Below are 20,824 nucleotides of genomic sequence, written 5' to 3'. Positions count from 1 at the left end.
GCGGGCGCGGTCCCGGTCAGCCGGCGAGGGCCCGGCCGAGTGCGTAGCCGAGGGACGCCGCGCCCAGCCCGGCGACCAGGCTGACCAGCACGTTCGCCAGGGCGTGGCGGTGGGTGCCGGGCCGGGCCAGCCGCAGCGTCTCGTAGCTGAGCGTGGACCAGGTGGTCAGCGCGCCGCAGAAGCCGGTGCCGATCAGCGCGGTCACCGCGTGGCTGGCCGGAATCCCGGCCAGCGCGCCGAGCAGCAGCGACCCGGCCACGTTGACGGTCAGGGTGCCCCAGGGGAAGACGGAGCCGTGCCGGGCCTGCACCGCCCGGTCGGTGAGGTAGCGCAGCGGCGCGCCCAGCGCGGCCCCGATCGCGATCAGCAGGACGGTCACCGGGCCGCCCCACCGGCCCGGGCCAGCAGCCGGCTGGTCACCGCGTCCCCGGTCCAGACCGCCAGCAGCGCCCCGAACAGTGTCGCCGCCAGGTACGCCAGCGCCGTACCCGGCGCCCCGGCGGTCACCGCCTGCTGCGCGTCCACCACGTACGTCGAGAAGGTGGTGAACCCGCCGAGCACGCCGACGCCGACGAACGGCCGGACCAGTGGGCCGGCCGGGCGGGCCGTGAGCACCGCCATCAGCACGCCGATCAGCAGGCAGCCGACGACGTTGACGCCGAAGGTGGCCCACGGGAAGCCGGTGGGCGGATGCGGGAACGCGGTCTGGAGTCCGGCCCGGGCCAGCGCGCCGAGCACGCCGCCGGCGGCGATCGCGCCGAGCACCGCCGCCGGGTGGGCGGCCAGTTCCCCCCGGTCGGCGGGTACGTGCAGGTCGATGTCGGGGTCGACGGGCAGTTCGGGTGATGGTGTCACGGTGCCTCCCCACCAGTCACGGGCATCACTGGCAGGGACCGTTGGCGACATCACGCGGTTCTCCCGGCGCGGCCCGGGACGGCGGGCCCCACCGCCGGTCTCCGTCGAGCATATAGCCCGGCCGGCCCGGCCCGGACCTGCGCCGGGCACGGCGTCCAGCCATGATCAACAGCTTTGCCGCCGGCCGCCGCCTGACCTGGCACAGCGGCACGGTACGGGCGTACGGTGTGCGGCATCGTCCGGCGCGAGGCGGCGTCTGGACCGTCGCGCAGGAGGCAACCGTGCAGGACCGCACCCCTGGTCCGGATGAGCTGGAGCCCGTCGAACGGGCCGGCGTCGACGAACTGCGGGCGCTGCAACTGGACCGGCTGCGCTGGTCGCTGCGGCACGCGTACGAGAACGTGCCGCACTACCGCCGGGCCTTCGAGGCGGCCGGGGTCCACCCGGACGATCTGCGCGAGCTGTCCGACCTGGCCCGTTTCCCGTTCACCGGCAAGGCCGAGCTGCGCGAGAACTACCCGTTCGGGATGTTCGCCGTGCCCCGCGAGCGGATCGCCCGGTTGCACGCCTCCTCCGGCACCACCGGCCGTCCCACCGTGGTCGGCTACACCCGGGCCGACGTGGCCACCTGGGCGAAGCTGATGGCCCGCTCCATCCGGGCCGCCGGCGGCCGCCCCGGCGACCGGGTCCACGTGGCGTACGGCTACGGGCTCTTCACCGGTGGCCTCGGCGCGCACTACGGCGCCGAGGAACTGGGCTGCACGGTCATCCCGGTCTCCGGCGGCATGACCGAGCGGCAGGTGATGCTGATCCGCGACTTCGAGCCGGACGTCATCATGGTCACGCCCAGCTACATGCTGGCCATCGTCGACGAGATGGAACGCCAGGGCGTCGACCCCCGGTCCACCTCGCTCAAGGTCGGCGTCTTCGGTGCCGAGCCGTGGACCGAGGACATGCGCCGTGAGATGGAGCGGCGCCTCGACATGCACGCGGTGGACATCTACGGGCTGTCCGAGGTGATGGGGCCGGGGGTGGCCGTCGAGTGCGTGGAGACCAAGGACGGCCTGCACCTGTGGGAGGACCACTTCTACCCGGAGATCATCGACCCGGTCACCGGCGCGGTGCTGCCCGAGGGAGAGCAGGGCGAGCTGGTGCTCACCTCGCTGACCAAGGAGGCGATGCCGGTCGTCCGCTACCGCACCCGGGACCTGACCCGGCTGCTGCCCGGCACCGCCCGTACGATGCGGCGGATCGAGAAGATCACCGGCCGGACCGACGACATGATGATCGTACGTGGGGTGAACGTCTTCCCGACCCAGATCGAGGAGCTGATCCTGCGTACGCCCGCGCTGTCGCCGCACTTCCAGTGCGTGCTGGATCGGCAGGGCCGGATGGACACCCTCACCGTCCGGGTCGAGCGGCGGGCCGGGGTGGCCGCCGACGAGGCGGAACGAGCCGGGGCGGCTCTGGTGCAGCAGGTCAAGAACACGATCGGGGTGAGCGTGGCGGTGCAGGTCATCGAGCCGGACGGGGTGGAACGGTCGATGGGCAAGATGCGCCGGATCGTGGATCAGCGGCGGGGGCAGTGACGTGGCGGAGCACGACGGCCGTACCGCGGCCCACGACATGTTCGACGTCGACGTGGCCTCCAAGGGGCTCGGCATCGAGCTGGTCTCGGCCGGCCAGGGCGCGGCGGTGGCCCGGATGCGGGTGACCGCGACCATGCTGAACGGCCACGCCATCGGGCACGGTGGTTTCGTCTTCCTGCTCGCCGACACCGCGTTCGCCCTGGCCTGCAACAGCCACGGCCCGGCCACCGTGGCCGCCGGCGGAGAGGTCAGCTTCCTGCGTCCGGTGCACGAGGGCGACCTGCTGGAGGCCCGGGCCACCGAGCGGGTCCGCTACGGGCGCAGCGGCATCTACGACGTCACGGTCTGGCGGGACGACGAGGTGGTCGCCGAGTTCCGCGGTCGCAGCCGGACCCTGGCCCGGGACGCGAGGGACGGATCGGCCGGCTGAGCCACCGGGGCCGGTGGAGCCTCGTAGCATCGGGTGATGCGTGTGCTGGTGGCGTCGGCGCCTCTGCTCGGTCACGTCTTCCCCCTGCTGCCGCTCGCCCTCGCCATGCGCGACGCCGGGCACGAGGTGCTGGTCGCCACGGCTGCCGACGGCCTCGTGGCGGCCCGGTCCGGGCTGCCGGTCCGCGACGTCGCGCCGGCGTTCGACTTCGGACGGATCGCCCGCGGCGTCATGCTTCGGCATCCGCTGATCGCGCGTGCCGAGCTGGCCGGCACGGCCGGCACCCGGGGCGGTGCCCTCCTCTTCGGACAGGTCAACGAGGAACTGGCCGACGGCCTGGTGGCCCTGGCCCGGGAATGGTCACCGGACCTGGTGGTGTACGAGCCGTTCGCGGTGGCCGGCGCGTTGGCGGCCGCCCGGGTCGGCGTCCCGGCGGTGCGCCAGGAGAACTCGCTCTTCGACGGGCGCGAGCTGGTCCGGGTCACCACGGAACGACTCACCCGGGCGCTGCGCCGGCACCAGGTCGCCGCGATCCCGCCACCCGCCGGGGCGATCGCGGTGGCCCCGCCCAGTGTGGTGACCCAGGATGGCTGGCCGATGCGCCACGAACCGTCCGCCGGTGGCGGTGAGCTTCCGGACTGGTTGCGTGCACCGGGCGACCGGCCGCGGGTGCTGGTCAGCCGGAGCACCGTGGCTGGCCCCGGTGGGGCGGGCCCGATGCGGGCGGTGGTCGCGGCCGCAAGCCGGGTGGACGCCGAGTTCGTCCTGGTCCGGCCGCCCGGCCGGCTGTCCCGGTCGGCGTTGCCCGCCAACGTCCGTACCGTCGACTGGATCCCGCTCGACGCGGCCCTGCCGGCCGCTGCGGCGCTGGTCCATCACGGGGGTGCGGGCAGCGTCCTCGGCGCGCTGGTCGCCGGGGTTCCGCAGGTCGCCACCACCGGTCCCGGTGACCGCCGGTACAACGCCCGGTTGGTGGCCGACCGGGGCGCCGGCATCGCCGTGCCGGCCGGCGGGATCACCGCCGACATCCTGACCCGGCTGGTCACCGACGCCGAGCTTGCCGCCGCGGCCCGCCAGGTGAGCCGGGAGATCGCGGCGATGCCGCCGCCGGACGAGCTGGTGGTCCGGCTCGAGTCTCTGCTCTGAGCCCCCCATCGGCGCGGCTGCCGGCTCTGTCGGTGGTCCGGGGCAGGATTAGCCGATGGCACACATTCTGTTGTTGCACTCCGTCTACGGGCTGCGGCCCGCCGTGCTGGCCGCCGCCGCCCGGCTGCGTGCCGCCGGGCATGAGGTCACCGCCCCCGACCTGTACGGACTGCCCCCGGCGGACACCGTCGAGGAGGGCTTCGCGCTGCTCGACAAGGTCGGCCGTGACACCGTGCTGGAGCGGGCCCGGGCGGCGGCCCGTGACCTTCCGGCCGAGGCGGTGCTGGCCGGCTTCTCGATGGGTGCCGGGGTGGCTGGCGCGTTGCTCGCCGAGCGGCCGCAGGCGGCGGCGCTGCTCCTGCTGCACGGCACCGGCGGCGCCCCGGAGTCGGTGCGCCCGGGGCTGCCGGTGCAGCTGCACCTCGCCGACCCCGACGAGTACGAGCCGCCGGACGAGCTGGACGAGTGGCGGCGGGCGATGACCGCTGCCGGGGCCGAGCTGACCGTCTACCGCTACCCGGGGCCCGGGCACCTCTACACCGACCCCGAGGTGCCCGATCATGACGCGCTGGCGGCGGCGCTGACCTGGGACCGTGTCCTGGCGTTCCTCGCCGACCGCTGAACCGTCGGCACCGTGGCCGGCACGGACCGGCCGGTCGTCCTGATCGCTCGCCGGTTCGGTGCCGTCGTCGGCGCCGGGGCGGAGCAGCCCCGTGCCCGCTCCGCCCCGGCGCCGGGCTCAGGCCGCGGCGAGTGCCGGCGACCTGGTATCACCGAGGCCGGGTGTCGGTGCCCCGGCCGCTGCCCGGATCGTCGCTCCCCGAACCCGGACCGCCAGGGCTGGTCGGGCCGGGGGCCCGGGGGAGGGCGGGGCCGACGAATGGCCTCCCGCCGGTGTGCCCCGGCGGTGGGACGGCCCGGCGGGGGACAGCCCCGCGCGGTGAAACTCGGCGCGCGGCGGCGACACGGCGGGCGGGCCGTCGTCGGGGCGGGAGGAAGGCGGGTCCGACGAGCCGTCGGCGTGGAGTACGGCGACCGGCCGCCCCGCGATCCTGGGGCGGGCCGAGATCCCGGGCTGCGCGGAAAGACCGAGGTGTGCCGCGACACCAGGGGGCGTGGCGAGATCGCGCCGGTCCGCGACACCGGAGTGCGTCGCGAGACCGGGGCCGGCCGTGGTGGCGGCGGCGTTCGGGTGGGTTCTCCCGCCGACCGCCGCCGGGTGCGGGGTGGTCCGGGCCCGACGGGCGAACTCGGCCCGGAGCGCGCGGGGCAGTCGGTGCCGCGCCACCCGGGCCACCGTGGGGTCGGCGATGGTGTACCCGCCGAGGCCGGTGCGGCGCAGTAGTCCGGCCGCGACCAACGCGTGCAACGTCGGCTCGGCCCGATCCGGCGCCCAGCCGAGCAGCCGTTCCACCGTTTCGGCCCGAAGCTCCGTCCCGTGGGCCGCGCCGGCCATCAGCACCGCCCGCTGGTCGCCGTCCAGCCGGTCCAGCCGGGCGTCGACCATGCGGCGGACCGCGTCCGGCACCCCGGCCGGGGCAGCGTCCTCGCCGAGGGCCCGCACGTACGCTCGCGCGGCGGCCGGGTTGCCGCCGACCAGGGGCAGCAGCTCCGCGGCCAGCGCGGCCGGGCGGCCGGCCCGGTCCAGCAGGTGCCGCAGCAGCCGCCCGGTGTCGACAGCCTTCAGCGCGGGCAGCGGCACCCGGCGACGCCGGCCGCCGGCCCCGGGCAGCAGGTCGGCCCAGCCCGGCCCGTGCGTGGCGACCACGGCGAGGGGCAGTTGCCGCTCGCCAGCCGTGGCGAAGAGCCGGTGCAGGAACCGGCTGAGCGTGGGGGCGGCGCGGTCCAGGTCGTCCACCGCCACCACCACCGGTTGGCCGGCCGCCAGGGCGAGGAGTACCTGCCGCCAGCCCACGGCCCCGCGGCCCGCGGCCCCCGCGTCCTGCGGTGCCGCGACGAACTCGGCCAGCGCGTGCGCCGCCGCGCCGTGCCGGGGCGGTGGCAGCAGGCCGGCCAGCGCCGTGGCCAGCCGTCGGCGTATGGTCGCGGCGGGGTCCGTGTCGCTGACCCCGGCGAAGGCGCGCACCATGTCGGCGAGCGGGGCAAGCTCCCCCTCCGGGTACGGCGGGCACTGTGCCACGAACCAGCGGACCGGACGTCCGTCCACAGCCGACACCGCGCGGGCCAGTTCGTGCAGCAGCCGGCTGCGCCCGCTGCCGCTCGGCCCGACCAGGGAGACCCAGCGCGGCTGGCGGTCCCGGACCGCGCGGACGATCTCGTCACCGGCGGCGGCCAGTTCCCGCCGTCGGCCGATCAGCGGGCCGTGGTGGCGGGCCGGCGTCGGCCGGGCCAACCCGGTCACCCGAAAGACGTCCAGCGGCTGCGTCTTGCCGGCCACCGCCATCGCCGCCAGCGGACGCTGCTCGACCAGGCCGGCGGTGGTCCGACGGGTGGTCGCACAGATCACCACACCACCCGGCGGGGCGTACTCCTGCAGGCGGGCAGCGGTGGTGATCACAGCGCCGCTGGCGGTGCCGTGCCCGCCGTCGCGGGTGGCGGCCAGGTCGACCACGGTCTCGCCGGTGGCCACGCCGACCCGGACCCGCAGCCGGAAGCCGGCCGGCATCCGCCGGTCCAGCGCGTCCTGGATCTCCAGCCCGGCGCGTACCGCCCGGTACGCGTCGAACCCGTCGGAGGCGTGCGCTCCGAACAGCGCCATCACCGCGTCGCCGACGTACTTCTCCACCACGCCGTTCCACCGGCGCAGCACCCCGGCGACCGTGCCGAAGTAGGCGCGTTGCAGCTCTCGGACGTCCTCCGGGTCGAGCCGCTCCACCAGCCCGGTCGAGCCGACGATGTCGACGAAGAGCACGGTGACCGTACGTCTTTCCTCGGGCACCGGCCAGCGCGTGGCGGTGGCGGCTTTCCGACTGTCTACGAGCGTGGTCATTGGCATCGCACCCACCCTTTCGCCCGTCCGGTGCCTGACGACCTCCGGAGACTTTCACCACCGGGTCGTCGGGGGATCTGTAGGACGACGTATGTCGACCACCCGCAACCTTTAGTCGCAAACTCGACGCGAGAGGTACCACAAGGGTCTTGAGTCCGTAGAACGGTTCGGGGCCGTGTGATTAGGCTGCCAGCCATGGCCAGCGATGTGGACACCGCACCGCTCGTCGGCCGTGCCGACACCCTGGCGGCACTGCGGTCGGCACTGCTCGACGACGTCGCGCCCGGACACACCGCGGCGGTCTTCCTCACCGGCGAGAGCGGGGTGGGCAAGACCCGGCTGCTGGCCGAGGTCAGCGACCGGCTGCGGAACGCGGGCGCGCTGGTGCTCACCGGTTCCTGCCTGGACATCGGCGACGCCTCGCCGTTGCATCCGCTACGGCAGGCGCTGCGCCGCTTCGACGCCGAACTCACCGAGGCCCGTACCTCCTCGGCGGTGCGCGGCCTGCTCCAGGTCTTCGATGAGGAGACCCCGGGGCCGGACGGCGCCGGCGCGCTGCTGGAGCGGGTGTCCCGAGGGCTGCAGGTGGTCGCCGGCGGTGGCCCGCTGGTCCTCGTCCTGGACGACCTGCAGTGGGTCGACCGGAGCACCCGGCAACTCCTGCTCTATCTGCTCGCCGGCCTCGGCGACCTCCAGCTCTCGGTGCTCGCCGCGATCCGCGCCGAGGCGTTGCAGGGCGCGCACCCGCTGCGCCGGGTGCTCACCGAGCTGCGCCGGCTGCGGTCGGTGCAGGTGGTCGACCTGGCGCCGTTGGACCGGGCGGGCACCGACGGGCTGGCCGCCGCGATCGTCGGCGGGCCGCTGCCCCCGGACGCCGCCGACCAGATGTGGCAGCGCAGCGGGGGCAATCCGTTCGTCGTCGAGGAACTGGCCCGGGACCTGCGTGACGGCCGCGACGGGCTCTCCGACACGCTGCGCGAGGTGTTCCTGGCCCGGGTCGACGCGTTGCCGGAGCACGCGCACGCCGTGGTGCACGCGGTCGCCGCGGGTGTCGAACCGGTGGAGCACTGGCTGCTGGCCCGGGTGGTGCCGTTGCCCGAGGCCGAGCTGATCGAGGCGGTGCGGGCAGCGGTGGCGCACCGGCTGCTGGTCGGCGCCGACGACGGCTACCGGCTGCGGCACCGGCTGGTCGCCGAGGTGCTGGCGCACGAGCTGCTGCCCGCCGAGCGTGCCGCGCTGCACCGCCGCTACGCCGAGACGCTGACCTCGGCCACCGCCGAGCTGCACCAGGCCCGCCTGGCCCACCACTGGCGGCTGGCCGGTGAGCCGGGACGGGCGCTGCCGGCCGCGATGGCCGCGGCCCGCGAGGCCGAACGGCTGTACGGCTACGCCGAGGCCCACCGGCACTGGTCGGTCGCGCTGCAGCTGGCCACCGCCCCGGCGGTGGCGCCGCCCGACCCCGTCCGGCCCGCCCCGGTCGACGTGGACCGCGTCGAGCTGCTGGAGCACGCCGCGGAGGCTGCGCACCACTGCGGCGAGCATGCCCGGGCGTTGTCGTTGCTGGAGGAGCTGGCCGATGATCCGGCGGGTCCCCGGGCGTGCGTGCTGCACATCCGCCGGGCCCGGTACCTGGCGGCGGCGGGCCGGTCCGCGCCGGCGGAGGCCGAGTACCGGCAGGCCCTGGCGGCGGCCGACTGCACGCCCGGCGAGCGGGCCACCGCCGCCGCGCACCTGGCCGAGCTGCTGCTGCACCTGGGCCGGTACGCCGAGGCCGGCGACCAGGCACGGGAGGCGCTTCAGCTCGCCGGCGCGGTGCCGGGCTCCACGTCGGCGGTGGTGCTGGCCAGCGCGGCGCTCGGCTTCAGCGAGGCGTTCCTGGAGGACCCGGACGGCGGGCTGGCCGTCATGCGGCAGGCCGTGGAGACCGCCGAGCGGTCCGGCCGGCCGGAGGATGTGGCGTTCGCGTACCTGCACCTGGCCGAGCTGTTGACCGGGCCGCTGAACATCCTCGAGGAGGGGGTGGTGGTGGCCCGCCGGGGCGCCGAGCGGGTCGCCGAGCTGGGCCTGGGCCGCACCTGGGAGACCCGGCTGCTGGCCATCGCCACCAACGGGCTGTTCCGGGTCGGGCAGTGGGCCGAGGCGGAGAAGGTGGTCGCCGCCGCGTTGCGGCACCGGCCCTCCGGCGCCGACGCGGTGGAGCTGCTGCTCGCCCGCTGCCGGCTCTCCGTCGGGTACGGCGACATCGAGGCCTCCGACCGCGATCTGGAGGCGGTGGCGACGATGCTCGCCGGCGGTGGCGCCCGGCACGTGCTGCCGATGCTCATCCTGCGGGCCGGGCTGGCCATGTGGCAGGGCCGGCACGACCTGGCCCGGCAGGCGGTCCAGCGGGGGCTGACCGAGAGCCGCTCCGACGACGTCATCGTGCTCGCCACGCTCGCCTGGCACGGGCTGCGGGCGGAGGCCGAGGCGTACGCCAGCCGGACCATCGCGGTGGATCCGACGGCGGTGCGCCGGCTCCGCGAGGTGGTCGACCGGGTGGCCCGCAAGAGCGAGAAGGCCGGTGCCCCGGTGCGCTACGTCGCCGACGGCTTCCTGGCGCTCTGCGACGCCGAGATCAGCCGGCTCGACGACGGCCGGGGGGATCCGGAGCTGTGGGCCCGCTCGGCGACCGAGTGGGACCGGCGCAACCACCCGTACCCGGCAGCGTACTCGCGGCTGCGGCAGGCCGAGGCGCTGCTGGGTCGCCGGGCCCGGGTGGCCACCGCGGGCAAGCTTCTGCGGCAGGCGTACCAGATGGCGCAGGGGCTGGGCGCGGCACCGCTGAGCTCGGAGATCCGGACACTGGCCGGCCGGGCGCGAGTGACCCTGGAGGAGGGCCCCGCCGCCGGTCCCGCGCCCCGGCCCCGGGCCGCGGCACCGGCCCCACCGACGGTGGACGAGCTGGCCGTGCTCACCGCCCGGGAACGGGAGGTGCTCGCCGCGGTCGCCGAGGGGCTGACCAACCGGGAGATCGGCCAGCGGCTCTTCATCAGCGAACGGACCATCGGGGTGCACGTGTCGCACATCTTCGACAAGGTCCAGGTCCGGACCCGGGTGCAGGCCAGCGCGATCTTCCTGCGTAACCGTCCGGAGTGAGACGTACACAGGTCGCGGTGAATACGTCGTTCTACTGATCCGGCCGGCTCGCGCCGGCTGGCAGGCTGTCCAGCGTCGCCGGTGGCGCCGGCCCGGTGTAACGCCACAGTGGAGGAATGATGACCGAACCGGTTTGGGGTCCTGTGCACCAGGACATCGTCGGGCTGCTCGCCGACCACCCGGCCGACGTGCCGGCGGTCGTCGACCACCTCACCAAGCTCCAGGACCTGCTGGTTCGGCTGCCTCCGCTGGAGGACAGCTGCCCCCTGGCGGACTTCAACAAGCTCTATCTGGTCATCACCAGCACGGTCCTCGACGGCCTGTACGACGACCGGTTCACCGACCCGGCCTTTCTGGCCCGCCTGGACGTGGAGTTCGCCGCGCGCTACTTCGACGCGTTGCGGTTCTGGACCGAGTCGAGCCCGAACACCCCGAAGGCGTGGTCGTGCCTGCTCAAGCGGATGCGCGGCCCGGACGCCCGGCCGTTGCCCTCGGCTGCCGCCGGGGTGAACGCGCACATCAACTACGACCTGCCGTTCGCGCTGGTGACAACGTTCGACAGCCTGGAGTCGGAGCCGGTCGACGGCACCGACCAGCACCGGGACTACCTGGAGATCAACAAGATCTTCGCCGAGCGGATCCCGGGGCTGCGCCGGGGCTACCTGGACCACTGGCAGCTCATGATCGATATGCTCAACGGCGACATCGACGACTGGTACCAGGGCGAACTGGTGGAATATACCCGGAACGTCGCCTGGCGTAACGCGCAGAAGATCTGGCGCTGCCGGCACGACCCGGAGGCCCGCGAGCGCGAGCGGCAGCGGCTGGACGACAACGCCGCGCTGTTCGGCCGGTTGCTGCTGTCGCCGCTCGGGGCGTTCCTCCAGTAGCCGCCCCGGCGCCCGCTGACCCATCCCCGCCCCGCCGATGATCTCCACCGGTTGTCGGGTTCGGCCGGGCCGCGCCCGTGGGACCGCCTACGGTCGGTTCAGGGCCGAAAGGGATGACCATGGCGGAGCGACGGGACGGGGCGGGACAGCCCCGGCGCCAGCGGGGGCGGCGTAACCAGGCGCAGGCCGGCGCGGCGGAACGCGCGCTGCGCGCCGCCCGCGATCCGGGGTACGGCGACCGTACCGGCCGGGGACCGCACCAGATTCCCGCCTGCGTGGACAGCCCGGTGCGGCCGCGAGAACCGGCCAGCAGGCTGACCCGGTGGCTGTTCCAGCACCAGGTGCAGCCGGTCGGCCCGGAGACCCGGGAACACCAGGCGTCCTCCCACGCCTGGTGGCAGGTGATGTGCCTGACCGGCCTCGACTACTTCTCCAGCCTCTCCTACGTGCCCGGTATCGCCGCCCTGGCGGCCGGGGCACTCTCCCCGCTGGCCACCCTGCTGATCGTGGCGCTGACCCTGTTCGGAATGCTGCCCATGTACCGACGGGTGGCCGGGGAGAGCCCGCACGGCCAGGGCTCGGTGGCCATGCTGGAGCGGCTGCTGCCGTTCTGGCGGGGCAAGATCTTCGTACTGGTGCTGCTCGGCTTCGTGGCCACCTCGTGGATCGTCACGATCACGCTGTCGTCGGCCGACGCCACGGTGCACCTGCTGGAGAACCCGTACCTGCCGAAGTCGTTCCCGCACGGCGACACCGCCGCGGTGGTGGTGACCGGGGTGCTGCTGCTCATTCTCGGTGGCGTGTTCCTGATGGGGTTCCGGGAGGCGGTGCGGGTCGCCATCCCCCTCGTCGCGGCCTTCCTCGCGCTGAACGCGGTGATCGTGGTCGTCAGCCTGTCGCACGTCCTCGCCGACCCGGCGGTGATCAGCGGCTGGACGCAGCGGTTGACCAGCACCACCGGCGGGATCGGCGGCCTGGTTCGCACGTCCGTGCTGGCCTTCCCGCTGCTGGTGCTGGGGCTCTCCGGTTTCGAGACCGGGGTCAGCATGATGCCGCTGATCAAGGGCGACGGCGCGGACACCGAGGCCCGGCTGGCGGCGCGGATCCGCAACACCCGCAAACTGCTCGCGGCCGCTGCGCTGATCATGACGGTCTACCTGATCACCACCACATTCGTCACCACGGTGCTGATTCCGCCCAAGGAGTTCCAGCCCGGCGGAGCGGCCAACGGTCGGGCGCTGTCCTGGGTGGCCCACGAGCACCTGGGCGAGGGGTTCGGCACGATCTACGACATCAGCAGCATCCTCATCCTGTGGTTCGCGGGCGCCTCGGCGATGGCCGGCCTGATCAACATCGTGCCCCGCTACCTGCCCGCGTACGGCATGGCGCCGGAGTGGGGGCGGGCCATCCGCCCGGTGGTGCTGGTCTACACGACGATCAGCATCGTTCTCACGGTCGCCTTCCGGGCGGACGTCAACGCCCAGGCCGGCGCGTACGCCACCGGGATCCTGGCGATGATGGTCTCCGGCGCGATCGCGGTGACCATCTCGGCGTACCGGGCGCGGCACCCCTTCGCCGGGCTCGGCTTCGCGGTGCTCAGCGCGGTGCTGCTCTACGCCCTCACCGAGAACGTGATCGAGAAGCCGGACGGCATCGCCATCTCCGGCCTGTTCATCGCCGGCATCATCGCCGTCTCGTTGATCTCCCGGGTGTCCCGGACCACCGAGCTGCGCGCCGAGCGGATCGAGTTCGACGAGCCGGCGCGGCGGTTCGTCACCGAGTCGGTGGCCCACGACGGCCAGCTCCACCTGATCGCGAACAAGCGGCAGAGCGGGGCGCTCAAGGAGTACCGGTTCAAGGAGCGCGCGCAGCGCGGGATGAACCCCGTGCCGGGCGCCGCCGACGTGCTGTTCCTGGAGATCGACGTGAGCGACCCGTCGCAGTTCAGCCAGGTCCTGCGGGTACACGGGGTGGAGGTCGGCGGTTACCGGATCCTGCGGGCCAGCAGCCCCGCCGCGCCGAACGCGATCGCCGCCATCCTGCTGGGCCTCCGGAACGCCACCGGGGTCCGCCCGCACTGCCACTTCGAATGGTCCGAGGGGAATCCCATCGCGCACCTGCTGCGCTACCTGATCCTCGGCCGCGGCGACACGCCACCGGTGGTCCGGGAGATCATCCGCAAGTCCGAGCCGGACCCCTCCCGCCGACCCGGCATCCACGTCGGCTGACTGGCAGGCCGGTTGGCATTCCGCGCAGGACGGCCCGCGGGTGGTGACGAGCGACGCACGGCGGCGGCCAGAACATGAGGGGGCCCGCGCCCCGGCGAACGGGCGCGGGCCGGAGAAGGGCGTCGGCCTACTTCGACGGCTCGGGGAGCTTGCAGTCCACCTTCGGGTTGAGGCCGACGTAGTTCAGCGGACCGGCCACGATGGTGACCAGGATGGTTCCCGCCTCGGCGCAGTTCTTCTCGTCGTTGGTGTAGTAACCGCGCTGTCCGGCGGCGATCGCGCCGATGATGAGCCAGATGACGACCAGGACGCCGACTATCGAGGTGCCGCGCATTGGTTGCCTCCACGGGGGTGCGGTGGTCGAGGTGAAGGCCAGGTACCCAGAGCGGGGGCGTGGTCAAACAGCGCCGGCGGCGTCGGCGCGGCCGACTTCGATCATCGTGGTCGGGTCAGTGCGGCGGGGACGGGTCCTCGGGTGGCCGGCCACGGCTGCGTAGGTAGTCGGACAGGGCCACTCCGGCCAGCACCAGCATGGCCCCGAGCGCAGCGAGGAGCATCGGCAGGAAGAGGACGACCGGCGCGATGGTGAGCAGGGCCAGCAGCCCGCCGGGGCGGGAGATCGACACCCGGCTGAACACCTCGTACTCGAAGGCGGCTCGGCCGGCCAGGAACATCGCCGGCCCGCCGAGGAGGATCGCCGCCCAGGCCGGCGGCGTACGTCCGGTCGGGTCGTGCAGCACCAGGTCGAACCCGGCCGCGGTGGTGACCACCCCGGCCACCATCAGCAGATGGGTGTACGGCGCGGAGAGCAGGAACCGGCTGGGCTGCCGTGCCCGGGAGATGGCGTGCGGCAGCAGCTCGCCGGACTTGTGCACGTAGATCCGCCAGAGCAGCAGGGTGGTGATGAAGGCGACCGCGAACGCGGCGAGGTTCTCCAGTTCGGAGTGACTGATGCTGTACATCGTGCCGGTGACCAGGATGGCGTCGCCCAGGGCGATGATGTAGAACTGCTGGTAGCGTTCGGACAGGTGTTCGGCGGTGACCGTCTGCTGGGTTTCGGGGACGGCCCCGATCCGGGGTATCGGGTAGGCGAGCCGGAAACCGACGTAGTCGATGCCGAGCGCGAGTGCCCAGAGCGTCTCCCGGGCGTAACCGTGCACCACGCCACCGACCAGCCAGGGGATGGCGGAGACCGAGAACCAGAGGCAGACCCGGACCGCTCGGCGCTGGGCCGGCGGCCGGTGCCGGGACGCGGGCAGGAGGTACAGCGCGCGTCCGAGATGGATCGCCACGTACGTGCCGGCGAAGACCAGGCCCCGGGTGGTGAACGCCTCCGGGATGGTGGTGGTCATCAGCAGTGCGCCGAACATCACCACCGTGATGAGCAGTTTGATCTCGGGACGCTGCGGGTCGTACATGTCGGTGACCAGGGTGGTGATCGCCCAGGTCCACCACACCGCCATCAGCAGGAGCAGGGACTGGAAGGCGTGCTCCCAGGACGCCTCGGTGATCAGGTTGCGCGAGATGAGACTGAGCGCGACCACATACACCAGGTCGAAGAAGAGTTCCAGCAGGGTGACCCGGCGGGGTGAATCAGGGTCACGGAGCGGGGGCCGCCCCTCCGCGGACGGTTCCGGCCTGGCGAAGGGCACGAGCGGCTCCGTGGCGGGATCGGTGCGGCGGGCCGACCGTCCGGCCCTGCCACCGACAGTAGCGACGACTACGCGAACTCATGTCGGTTTTGGGGTTTTTGTCCAATCCTGAGGTGAGCCGCCTGGAGGCCGTGTGAGTCGGGCGCGCCCCGGGCCGGTGGCGACGATGTCAGCACCGGCCCGGGACGGGCTCAGACGTTTCCGTCAGCGCCGGCGAGTGCCTCCGCCTGCTGCGGCCAGGTCGCCACGCCAGGCGCGGCACGCAGGCCGGCCGCCTTGATGACCTCCCGGAGCCCAGCCTCGTCCAGTTCGGCGAGCTGCTGGTAGGTGCGGATGCCGGCAGCCTGGAGGCCGGCGGCCATCTTGGGCCCGATTCCCTGGATCTTTCGGAAGTCGTCGGCGGGCCCGCCGACGACCGTGGCGACGGCGGATGCGGTGGGAACCGCCGCCGTGTCGTTCTCGACGGAGGCGCGCGGCGCGGGTACGGCCGCCGGCGCGGCCGGGGTGGGCTCCTCCTGCGCCGGGGCCGCCTCCACCTCGGCAACTGCCGTGGCCGGCGGTACTTCCTCGGGAGCCGAGGCCGGCGCGACCTCGGCGGCAACGGGCTCGGTCTCGGTGCTGACCTGCTCGGCCTCGACGGCGGCGGGTTGCTCCGCCTCAGCCGGGGCCGAACCGGCCGGTTCGGCGGCGTCGGTGGACGGCGGGGCGGCCGTCTCCGCGACCGGGACGACGTCCTCCTGCGTCGGGGCCGGATCCTCGGTCACCACAGCGGGTGGGGGAACCTCGTCAACGGCCGTGGCATGCTGTTCCTGGTCACCAGCGGCGGTCGCGGGGTCACCCTCCACGATGGGCGCCACCGGGTCCGCGGTCGTGCGGCCTCCGGCCAGCACCCGCCAGATCACCAGGCCCGCCACCACAGTCAGGATCCCGACCAGCCATAGCGCGAAACTTGGCGACACGGCCAACCTCCTCCTCAGTATGTGAACGAAAGTCGCAAGAAACTCGGGGCAGCTTCCCACACCGAGGTTGTGGACGGCAGGGCGGTCCGCGGCTTTCGTCGCTGATGGGACGGACACATGTCGGGCGGTGGTGGCGAGGTGACCGAGGGTGGGTGTGTCACCGCCCGGTCTCAGCCTTCCGCCCCCCACCCTCGGAGTGGCGCGTCGGGCGTTCAGGTGTCGTATTCGCCGCTGTCCCAGGGCTCGGTGAAGGCCATGTAGTCGCCCGGGTGCAGCTCCACCCACCAGGAATCGTCCTCGTCCTCGGGCGGGCGGGGGAGCAGGCCGAAGGTGGTGCCGAACCGCTCCACCGCGAACGGCGCCACCTCGATCCGGTCGTACGTCACCGGCCCGAGCTGTGCCAGCCGCGCCTCGTACGTCCGCCGCCGGGCGTCGTGGTCCATCAGGTGGCGCGGGCCGAACGCGTCGATCGCGGCGTCGAGCAGCCGACCCGAGGCGTCGAAGAGGTAGCGGGCGACGAACTCGGCGCCCCCACCGGTCTCCGGATCACCGGGCTCGAACGGCGTGGTGAGGAAGAACTGCCGCCCGTCCGCGGTGTGCCCCACGTGTTCGGCGTGGTAGTCGTCGTGGTCGATCGCGATGAGTTGTGGCGGCCCGTCGGTCATCCGGTGTCCTCCTTGCTGCCACCGGCGGGTGCCGACCGGCGTGCGGAGGAGGATAGCGGCCCGCACCGACCCTCGGGCCGGCCATAGCTGCGGCCGGCCCGAGGGTGTGGACGGGTAAGCGAAGCTCCTACACCGAATCGGCCCGCTCGGAGGCCGTGGGGGTGGCGAGGAACTCGGCGATCGGGTCGACGAGTCGGGGCGGCGCGACGGCGATCCCGTTGTGCGCGCAGCGGGGCACCTGGAGTGTGCGGGCCCGGGGCAGGACGTCGGCCAACAGCTCGTTGACCTCGGCGTACCAGGGCGCGGCCTTGGCCCCGCAGGCCAGCAGGACCTCGGCCGTGATCCCCGCGTACTGTTCGGCCGGCCCCTCGTGGGCCTGGATCTGCCGGGATTCGCGCAGCGTCATCTGCAGCAGGGCGCCCATCTTCCGGCCGATAGGGGTGCGCAGGAACAACCGGCAGATCGCGGTCTGGACGCCGAGCGGGAGCCGGGACGCCGGGTCCTGCGGGTTGACGCCGGCGCCGACGATGGCCATCGCCCGGGCGAGGTGCCCGGCGCGGACCGCCTCCTCGGCCGGGTCGAGGAACGCCATCGGTATGCCGTGGCCGGAAATGCAGAGCGGGAGGTCGTAGACCACGACCTGGTCCAGCGGCAGCCGGAGTGCGGCCCGCAGCACGACGAAGGCGCCGTAGCTGTGCCCGACGGCCCGGCGGGCCCCGGTGTGCGCGAGCACCGCGCCGAGGTCGTCGATCTCCTGCTCCACCGTGTACGGCTCTCGTCGCGGCGCCGCGTCCGCCCGGCCCCGCCGGTTGTAGAGGTGCACGGTGAACCGCTCGGCCAGCCGTGCCGCCAGCCGGCGGTACTCGTCGATGGTGACCCCACCGCCGTGAACCACCACGATGTCCGGGCCCGTGCCCGTCGTGTGCAGCACAATGCTCGCGCCGTCCGGTGCCGTGATCCGTGTCATGACCGTCTCCTCCCGACCCGCCGAAACAGCGAACGCCGTTTGCAGTTTACAGTGGTGTGGTGAGCGGCGCATCCTCTGATTCCGGCGGGCGGTCCATCTGGAGCCGGCCGGAGCGCGGCACCCGCGGTCCCGCCCCCGCGCACGACCGGGACGCCATCGTCGCCGCTGCCGTCGAACTGGCCGACTCGGGCGGCCTCGCGGCGGTGTCGATGCGCGCCGTGGCGGCGGCGCTCGGCATGGCCGCCGGTTCGCTCTACCGGCACCTGTCGTCCCGCGACGACCTGCTCGCCCTGATGGTCGATCGGTGCGTCGGCGAGCTACGGCCTTACCCGGAGGGCGCCGGGGAATGGCGGGACGAGATGGTGCTGCTGGCCCGCCGCCAACTGGAGCTCTACCGGCGTCACCCGTGGCTCTCCGACGCGATCACCCGCACGGGGACGCCCGGCCCGAACACCATCGCCTGGTTCGACACCTGCCTGCGTGTCCTCCAGGCGGTGCCGGCCCCCGTCGTCGCCAAGTTCGAGGCGATCGCCATGGTCACCGGCACAGTCTCGCTCTTCGCCCGGGCCGAGGCGGCGTCCGGCCCGCTCAGCTTCGACCACGTCGACCTCGCGGCGTACCCCCATCTCGCCTCCGCGTTCGCCGAACCCCCGTCCGCCGCACCCCGCCGGGACCTCTTCGAGCGGACCCTGCGCGCCCTACTGACCGGCCTCCTCACCGACCCGGACTGACCCGACCTGTCGATCATGAGGTTGGCCCCGCCCGCTCCGGCGTGTCGTACCGCCAACCTCATGATCGACCCGCCGAATGGAAGGGTGCAGGTGGCGGTGTGCGGGCCGGCGGCGGGGCCGCGACAGCGGTCAGCGTGCGTCGTGCGCCGTGCGGTAGGTGGCGGCGAGCCGCTTCGGGGCGCGGGCGTACCACGCCTCGGTGACCAGCTCGGTCAACTCGGCGATCCCGATCCGGTCGAGGCGGACCAGCACCGCCGGATACCCGTCGAGGTGCGGGATGGTGAAGTAGACCTCGGGGTCGTCGGCGAGCAGCGCCTCCTTGGCGCCCAGGTCGGGCACGCGGGCGCCGAGGACCGGGCCGTCCGGGGCGGAGTCGCCGAGGGCCGTCAGGTCGGCGGGGCGCAGCGGACGGTCCCAGACGAAGGACTTGTCCCGGACCCGCCAGGCGGGCAGGTCATGATACGAGCCACGCTCGGTCGTCTCGGGCAGGGCGAGCGCGATGCGGCGGACGTCGTCCCAGGTCGCCATGAGCCGACCATACGCCCGTCGGGGTGATCGGCGGGTCAGGCGCGGTACGGCGAGACTGGTGAACACCGCAGGGTCGCCGTTCCGCAACCCCCCGTGCCCCCGGCCGTCGGTCGACCGTAGATAATGGACGGATGGTTCCGTGGGAGTACGCGTTGCTGGTCCGCCGCTTTCAGGGGCAGGGCCGCAATTTCACCGTCTCGTTCGTCTGGTACGCACCGGACGGGTCGCGCACCGACGTGACTCCGTACGGCGACACGGCGGTCGCGCACCTCAACCGGGTCGGCCGGGATGGCTGGGAGCTGGTCAACGCCGCCGAGGACGTGAACAACGTGCAGGGCAGCACCGAGGTGTTCCGCTACTACCTCAAGCGCCCGCTGGAACGCTGATCACCTGGTCGACTCCGGTTGCGGCATATCGCGGTATCCGCTCTCCGGGACACCGCCAGCTGCCGCAACCAGAGTGAAGTCGGGATATGCCGACGCCCCGCGCGGCAGGCGCCGGGCGGGGCGTCGGGGAGCGCGGGTCGCCTCAGGCGAGGTCGACGGAGGGATAGAGGGGGAAGCCGGTCAGCAGGTCGCTGGCCTGCTTGCTCACCTTGTCGGCCAGGGTCGGGTCGAGCACGTACTTCGCCTTCGACGGGGTGCCGTCCGGGTTCGACCCGGGGGCGGTCTGGGTGAGCACGGTGTGGATCAGCTCGGCGGTGGTGTCCATCTCGGCGCTGCCCAGACCCCGGGTGGTCAGCGCCGGGGTGCCGATCCGGATGCCGGAGGTGTACCAGGCGCCGTTCGGGTCCTGCGGGACGGCGTTGCGGTTGGTGACGATGCCCGAGTCGAGCAACGCCTGCTCGGCCTGTCGGCCGGTGAGCCCGTAGCCGGAGACGTCGATCAGGACCAGGTGGTTGTCGGTGCCGCCGGTGACCAGCTTCGCGCCGCGGCGCAGCAGCCCCTCGGCGAGGGCCTGGGCGTTGGCGACGATGCGGGACGCGTAGTCGGCGAAGTCGGGGCGGCGGGCCTCCGCGAGGGCGACCGCCTTGGCGGCCATCACGTGCGGCAGCGGACCGCCGAGCACCATCGGGCAGCCCCGGTCGACCTGGTCGGCCAGTTCCGGGCCGCAGAGCACCATGCCGCCGCGCGGGCCGCGCAGCGACTTGTGGGTGGTGGTGGTGACGATGTGCGCGTGCGGCACCGGGTCGAAGTCACCGGTGAAGACCTTGCCGGCGACCAGCCCGGCGAAGTGCGCCATGTCGACCATGAAGGTGGCGCCGACCTCGTCGGCGATCTCCCGCATGATCCGGAAGTTGACCTTCCGGGGGTACGCCGAGTAGCCGGCGACCAGGATCAGCGGCTTGAACTCGCGGGCCGCCTCGGCGACCCGGTCGTAGTCGATCAGGCCGGTGGCCGGGTCGGTGCCGTAGCTGCGCTGGTCGAACATCTTGCCGGAGATGTTCGGGCGGAAGCCGTGGGTCAGGTGGCCGCCGGCGTCCAGCGACATGCCGAGCATCCGCTGGTTGCCCAGCTCGCGGCGCAGCGCGAACCAGTCCGCCTCGGTCAGCTCGTTGACCTGGCGTACCTGGGCCTTCTTCAGGGCCGCGGACTCCACCCGGTCGGCCAGGATCGCCCAGAACGCGACCAGGTTGGCGTCGATGCCGGAGTGCGGCTGCACGTACGCGTGGGCGGCGCCGAACAGTTCCCGGGCGTGCTCGGCGGCGAGCGCCTCGACCGTGTCGACGTTCTGGCAGCCGGCGTAGAACCGCCGGCCGACGGTGCCCTCGGCGTACTTGTCGCTGAGCCAGTTGCCCATCGCCAGCAGGGTGGCGGGGGAGGCGTAGTTCTCGCTGGCGATCAACTTGAGGGATTCGCGCTGGTCGGCCAGCTCCGCCCCGATGGCGTCCGCCACCCGCGGCTCGACGGCGCGGATCACCTCCAGCGCGCTGCGGAAGGCGGTGGATTCGGCGTTCAGCGACATGTGACCTCCTGAGGACGTACGGAAGGCCCAGGCGCTCGGCGTGCGTCCTTGTGACGGGACCGCTTCCCGATGGTGCTCCATCCCCACGCGCCAGTCACGGCCCGCGCCGATCGTACCGGGTACTTCGGGGCCGG

The 20,824-nt window shown here is 73.4% G+C and carries 19 protein-coding genes and 1 riboswitch; of the genes, 9 read left to right on the top strand and 10 right to left on the bottom strand.

Annotation, left to right across the window (positions count from 1 at the left end):
* Nucleotides 1-16: 16 nt before the first annotated feature.
* Both crcB and ACIRG9_RS06230 read right to left on the bottom strand, forming a co-directional pair.
* Nucleotides 17-379, bottom strand: a complete 363-nt coding sequence (crcB, locus tag ACIRG9_RS06235) for a fluoride efflux transporter CrcB (protein ID WP_402850970.1) — start codon at nt 377-379, stop codon at nt 17-19.
* On the bottom strand, nt 376-855 hold the full coding sequence (locus ACIRG9_RS06230) for a CrcB family protein (RefSeq protein ID WP_402850967.1): 480 nt from the start codon (nt 853-855) through the stop codon (nt 376-378). The genes crcB and ACIRG9_RS06230 overlap by 4 nt, the downstream gene beginning before the upstream one ends.
* A 281-nt stretch (nt 856-1,136) precedes the next feature.
* On the opposite strand from ACIRG9_RS06230, the gene paaK reads away from it, so the two are divergent.
* The 4 genes from paaK to ACIRG9_RS06210 are packed head-to-tail and all read left to right on the top strand — an operon-like array spanning nt 1,137 to nt 4,642.
* Nucleotides 1,137-2,444, top strand: a complete 1,308-nt coding sequence (paaK, locus tag ACIRG9_RS06225) for a phenylacetate--CoA ligase PaaK (protein WP_402851880.1) — start codon at nt 1,137-1,139, stop codon at nt 2,442-2,444.
* Between the two features lie 37 nt (nt 2,445-2,481).
* The gene (gene paaI, locus ACIRG9_RS06220) at nt 2,482-2,874 is read left to right on the top strand and encodes a hydroxyphenylacetyl-CoA thioesterase PaaI (protein ID WP_402851877.1); all 393 of its coding nucleotides are present in this window, start codon (nt 2,482-2,484) and stop codon (nt 2,872-2,874) included.
* A gap of 36 nt (nt 2,875-2,910) precedes the next feature.
* Complete coding sequence (locus ACIRG9_RS06215) at nt 2,911-4,020, top strand: nucleotide disphospho-sugar-binding domain-containing protein (protein ID WP_402850965.1); 1,110 nt, start codon at nt 2,911-2,913, stop codon at nt 4,018-4,020.
* A gap of 55 nt (nt 4,021-4,075) precedes the next feature.
* Nucleotides 4,076-4,642: a dienelactone hydrolase family protein gene (locus tag ACIRG9_RS06210; RefSeq protein WP_402850962.1), complete on the top strand. Its 567-nt coding sequence runs from the start codon at nt 4,076-4,078 to the stop codon at nt 4,640-4,642.
* Between the two features lie 117 nt (nt 4,643-4,759).
* Here the strand turns inward: ACIRG9_RS06210 and ACIRG9_RS06205 are convergent, their stop codons facing one another.
* Complete coding sequence (locus tag ACIRG9_RS06205) at nt 4,760-6,970, bottom strand: AAA family ATPase (protein ID WP_402850960.1); 2,211 nt, start codon at nt 6,968-6,970, stop codon at nt 4,760-4,762.
* A 195-nt stretch (nt 6,971-7,165) separates the two neighbouring features.
* On the opposite strand from ACIRG9_RS06205, the gene ACIRG9_RS06200 reads away from it, so the two are divergent.
* From ACIRG9_RS06200 to ACIRG9_RS06190, 3 genes are all read left to right on the top strand, one after another.
* The gene (locus ACIRG9_RS06200; protein ID WP_402850957.1) at nt 7,166-10,105 is read left to right on the top strand and encodes a helix-turn-helix transcriptional regulator; all 2,940 of its coding nucleotides are present in this window, start codon (nt 7,166-7,168) and stop codon (nt 10,103-10,105) included.
* A gap of 119 nt (nt 10,106-10,224) precedes the next feature.
* On the top strand, nt 10,225-10,995 hold the full coding sequence (locus ACIRG9_RS06195) for a DUF5995 family protein (protein WP_402850954.1): 771 nt from the start codon (nt 10,225-10,227) through the stop codon (nt 10,993-10,995).
* Nucleotides 10,996-11,114: 119 nt separating this feature from the next.
* On the top strand, nt 11,115-13,223 hold the full coding sequence (locus tag ACIRG9_RS06190; RefSeq protein ID WP_402850951.1) for an amino acid transporter: 2,109 nt from the start codon (nt 11,115-11,117) through the stop codon (nt 13,221-13,223).
* A 127-nt stretch (nt 13,224-13,350) separates the two neighbouring features.
* Here the strand turns inward: ACIRG9_RS06190 and ACIRG9_RS06185 are convergent, their stop codons facing one another.
* The 5 genes from ACIRG9_RS06185 to ACIRG9_RS06165 form a co-directional block, all read right to left on the bottom strand.
* Nucleotides 13,351-13,557: a hypothetical protein gene (locus tag ACIRG9_RS06185; RefSeq protein ID WP_402850948.1), complete on the bottom strand. Its 207-nt coding sequence runs from the start codon at nt 13,555-13,557 to the stop codon at nt 13,351-13,353.
* A gap of 115 nt (nt 13,558-13,672) precedes the next feature.
* Nucleotides 13,673-14,875: a low temperature requirement protein A gene (locus tag ACIRG9_RS06180; protein WP_402850946.1), complete on the bottom strand. Its 1,203-nt coding sequence runs from the start codon at nt 14,873-14,875 to the stop codon at nt 13,673-13,675.
* A 191-nt stretch (nt 14,876-15,066) separates the two neighbouring features.
* Nucleotides 15,067-15,834, bottom strand: a complete 768-nt coding sequence (locus ACIRG9_RS06175) for a helix-hairpin-helix domain-containing protein (RefSeq protein WP_402850943.1) — start codon at nt 15,832-15,834, stop codon at nt 15,067-15,069.
* Nucleotides 15,835-16,046: 212 nt separating this feature from the next.
* Nucleotides 16,047-16,499 carry a hypothetical protein gene (locus ACIRG9_RS06170; protein ID WP_402850940.1) on the bottom strand — a complete coding sequence of 151 codons (453 nt, stop codon included), beginning with the start codon at nt 16,497-16,499 and terminating at the stop codon, nt 16,047-16,049.
* Between the two features lie 127 nt (nt 16,500-16,626).
* Complete coding sequence (locus ACIRG9_RS06165; RefSeq protein ID WP_402850937.1) at nt 16,627-17,466, bottom strand: alpha/beta fold hydrolase; 840 nt, start codon at nt 17,464-17,466, stop codon at nt 16,627-16,629.
* A 59-nt stretch (nt 17,467-17,525) separates the two neighbouring features.
* Between ACIRG9_RS06165 and ACIRG9_RS06160 the strand changes: the two genes are divergently transcribed.
* Nucleotides 17,526-18,197, top strand: a complete 672-nt coding sequence (locus tag ACIRG9_RS06160) for a TetR/AcrR family transcriptional regulator (protein WP_402850935.1) — start codon at nt 17,526-17,528, stop codon at nt 18,195-18,197.
* 129 nt (nt 18,198-18,326) lie between these two features.
* On the opposite strand, the gene ACIRG9_RS06155 is transcribed toward ACIRG9_RS06160, so the two are convergent.
* Nucleotides 18,327-18,725 (bottom strand): MmcQ/YjbR family DNA-binding protein, encoded by a 399-nt coding sequence (locus ACIRG9_RS06155; RefSeq protein ID WP_402850933.1) that lies wholly within the window; start codon nt 18,723-18,725, stop codon nt 18,327-18,329.
* Nucleotides 18,726-18,856: 131 nt separating this feature from the next.
* Here ACIRG9_RS06155 and ACIRG9_RS06150 point away from each other — a divergent pair, with 131 nt between their 5' ends.
* A complete protein-coding gene (locus ACIRG9_RS06150) occupies nt 18,857-19,111 on the top strand; it encodes a hypothetical protein (protein ID WP_402850930.1) in 255 nt (84 codons plus the stop codon).
* Between the two features lie 142 nt (nt 19,112-19,253).
* On the opposite strand, the gene ACIRG9_RS06145 is transcribed toward ACIRG9_RS06150, so the two are convergent.
* Nucleotides 19,254-20,690 carry a glycine hydroxymethyltransferase gene (locus ACIRG9_RS06145; protein ID WP_402850927.1) on the bottom strand — a complete coding sequence of 479 codons (1,437 nt, stop codon included), beginning with the start codon at nt 20,688-20,690 and terminating at the stop codon, nt 19,254-19,256.
* An 18-nt stretch (nt 20,691-20,708) separates the two neighbouring features.
* Nucleotides 20,709-20,798: riboswitch (ZMP/ZTP riboswitch) on the bottom strand.
* Between the last annotated feature and the right edge of the window lie 26 nt (nt 20,799-20,824).

The sequence above is a fragment of the Micromonospora sp. NPDC093277 genome (genome assembly GCF_044765245.1).
Taxonomy (GTDB): Bacteria; Actinomycetota; Actinomycetes; order Mycobacteriales; family Micromonosporaceae; genus Micromonospora.
Note: the sequence above shows the minus strand (reverse complement) of the source record. Positions and strands in the feature narration are given on the sequence as shown.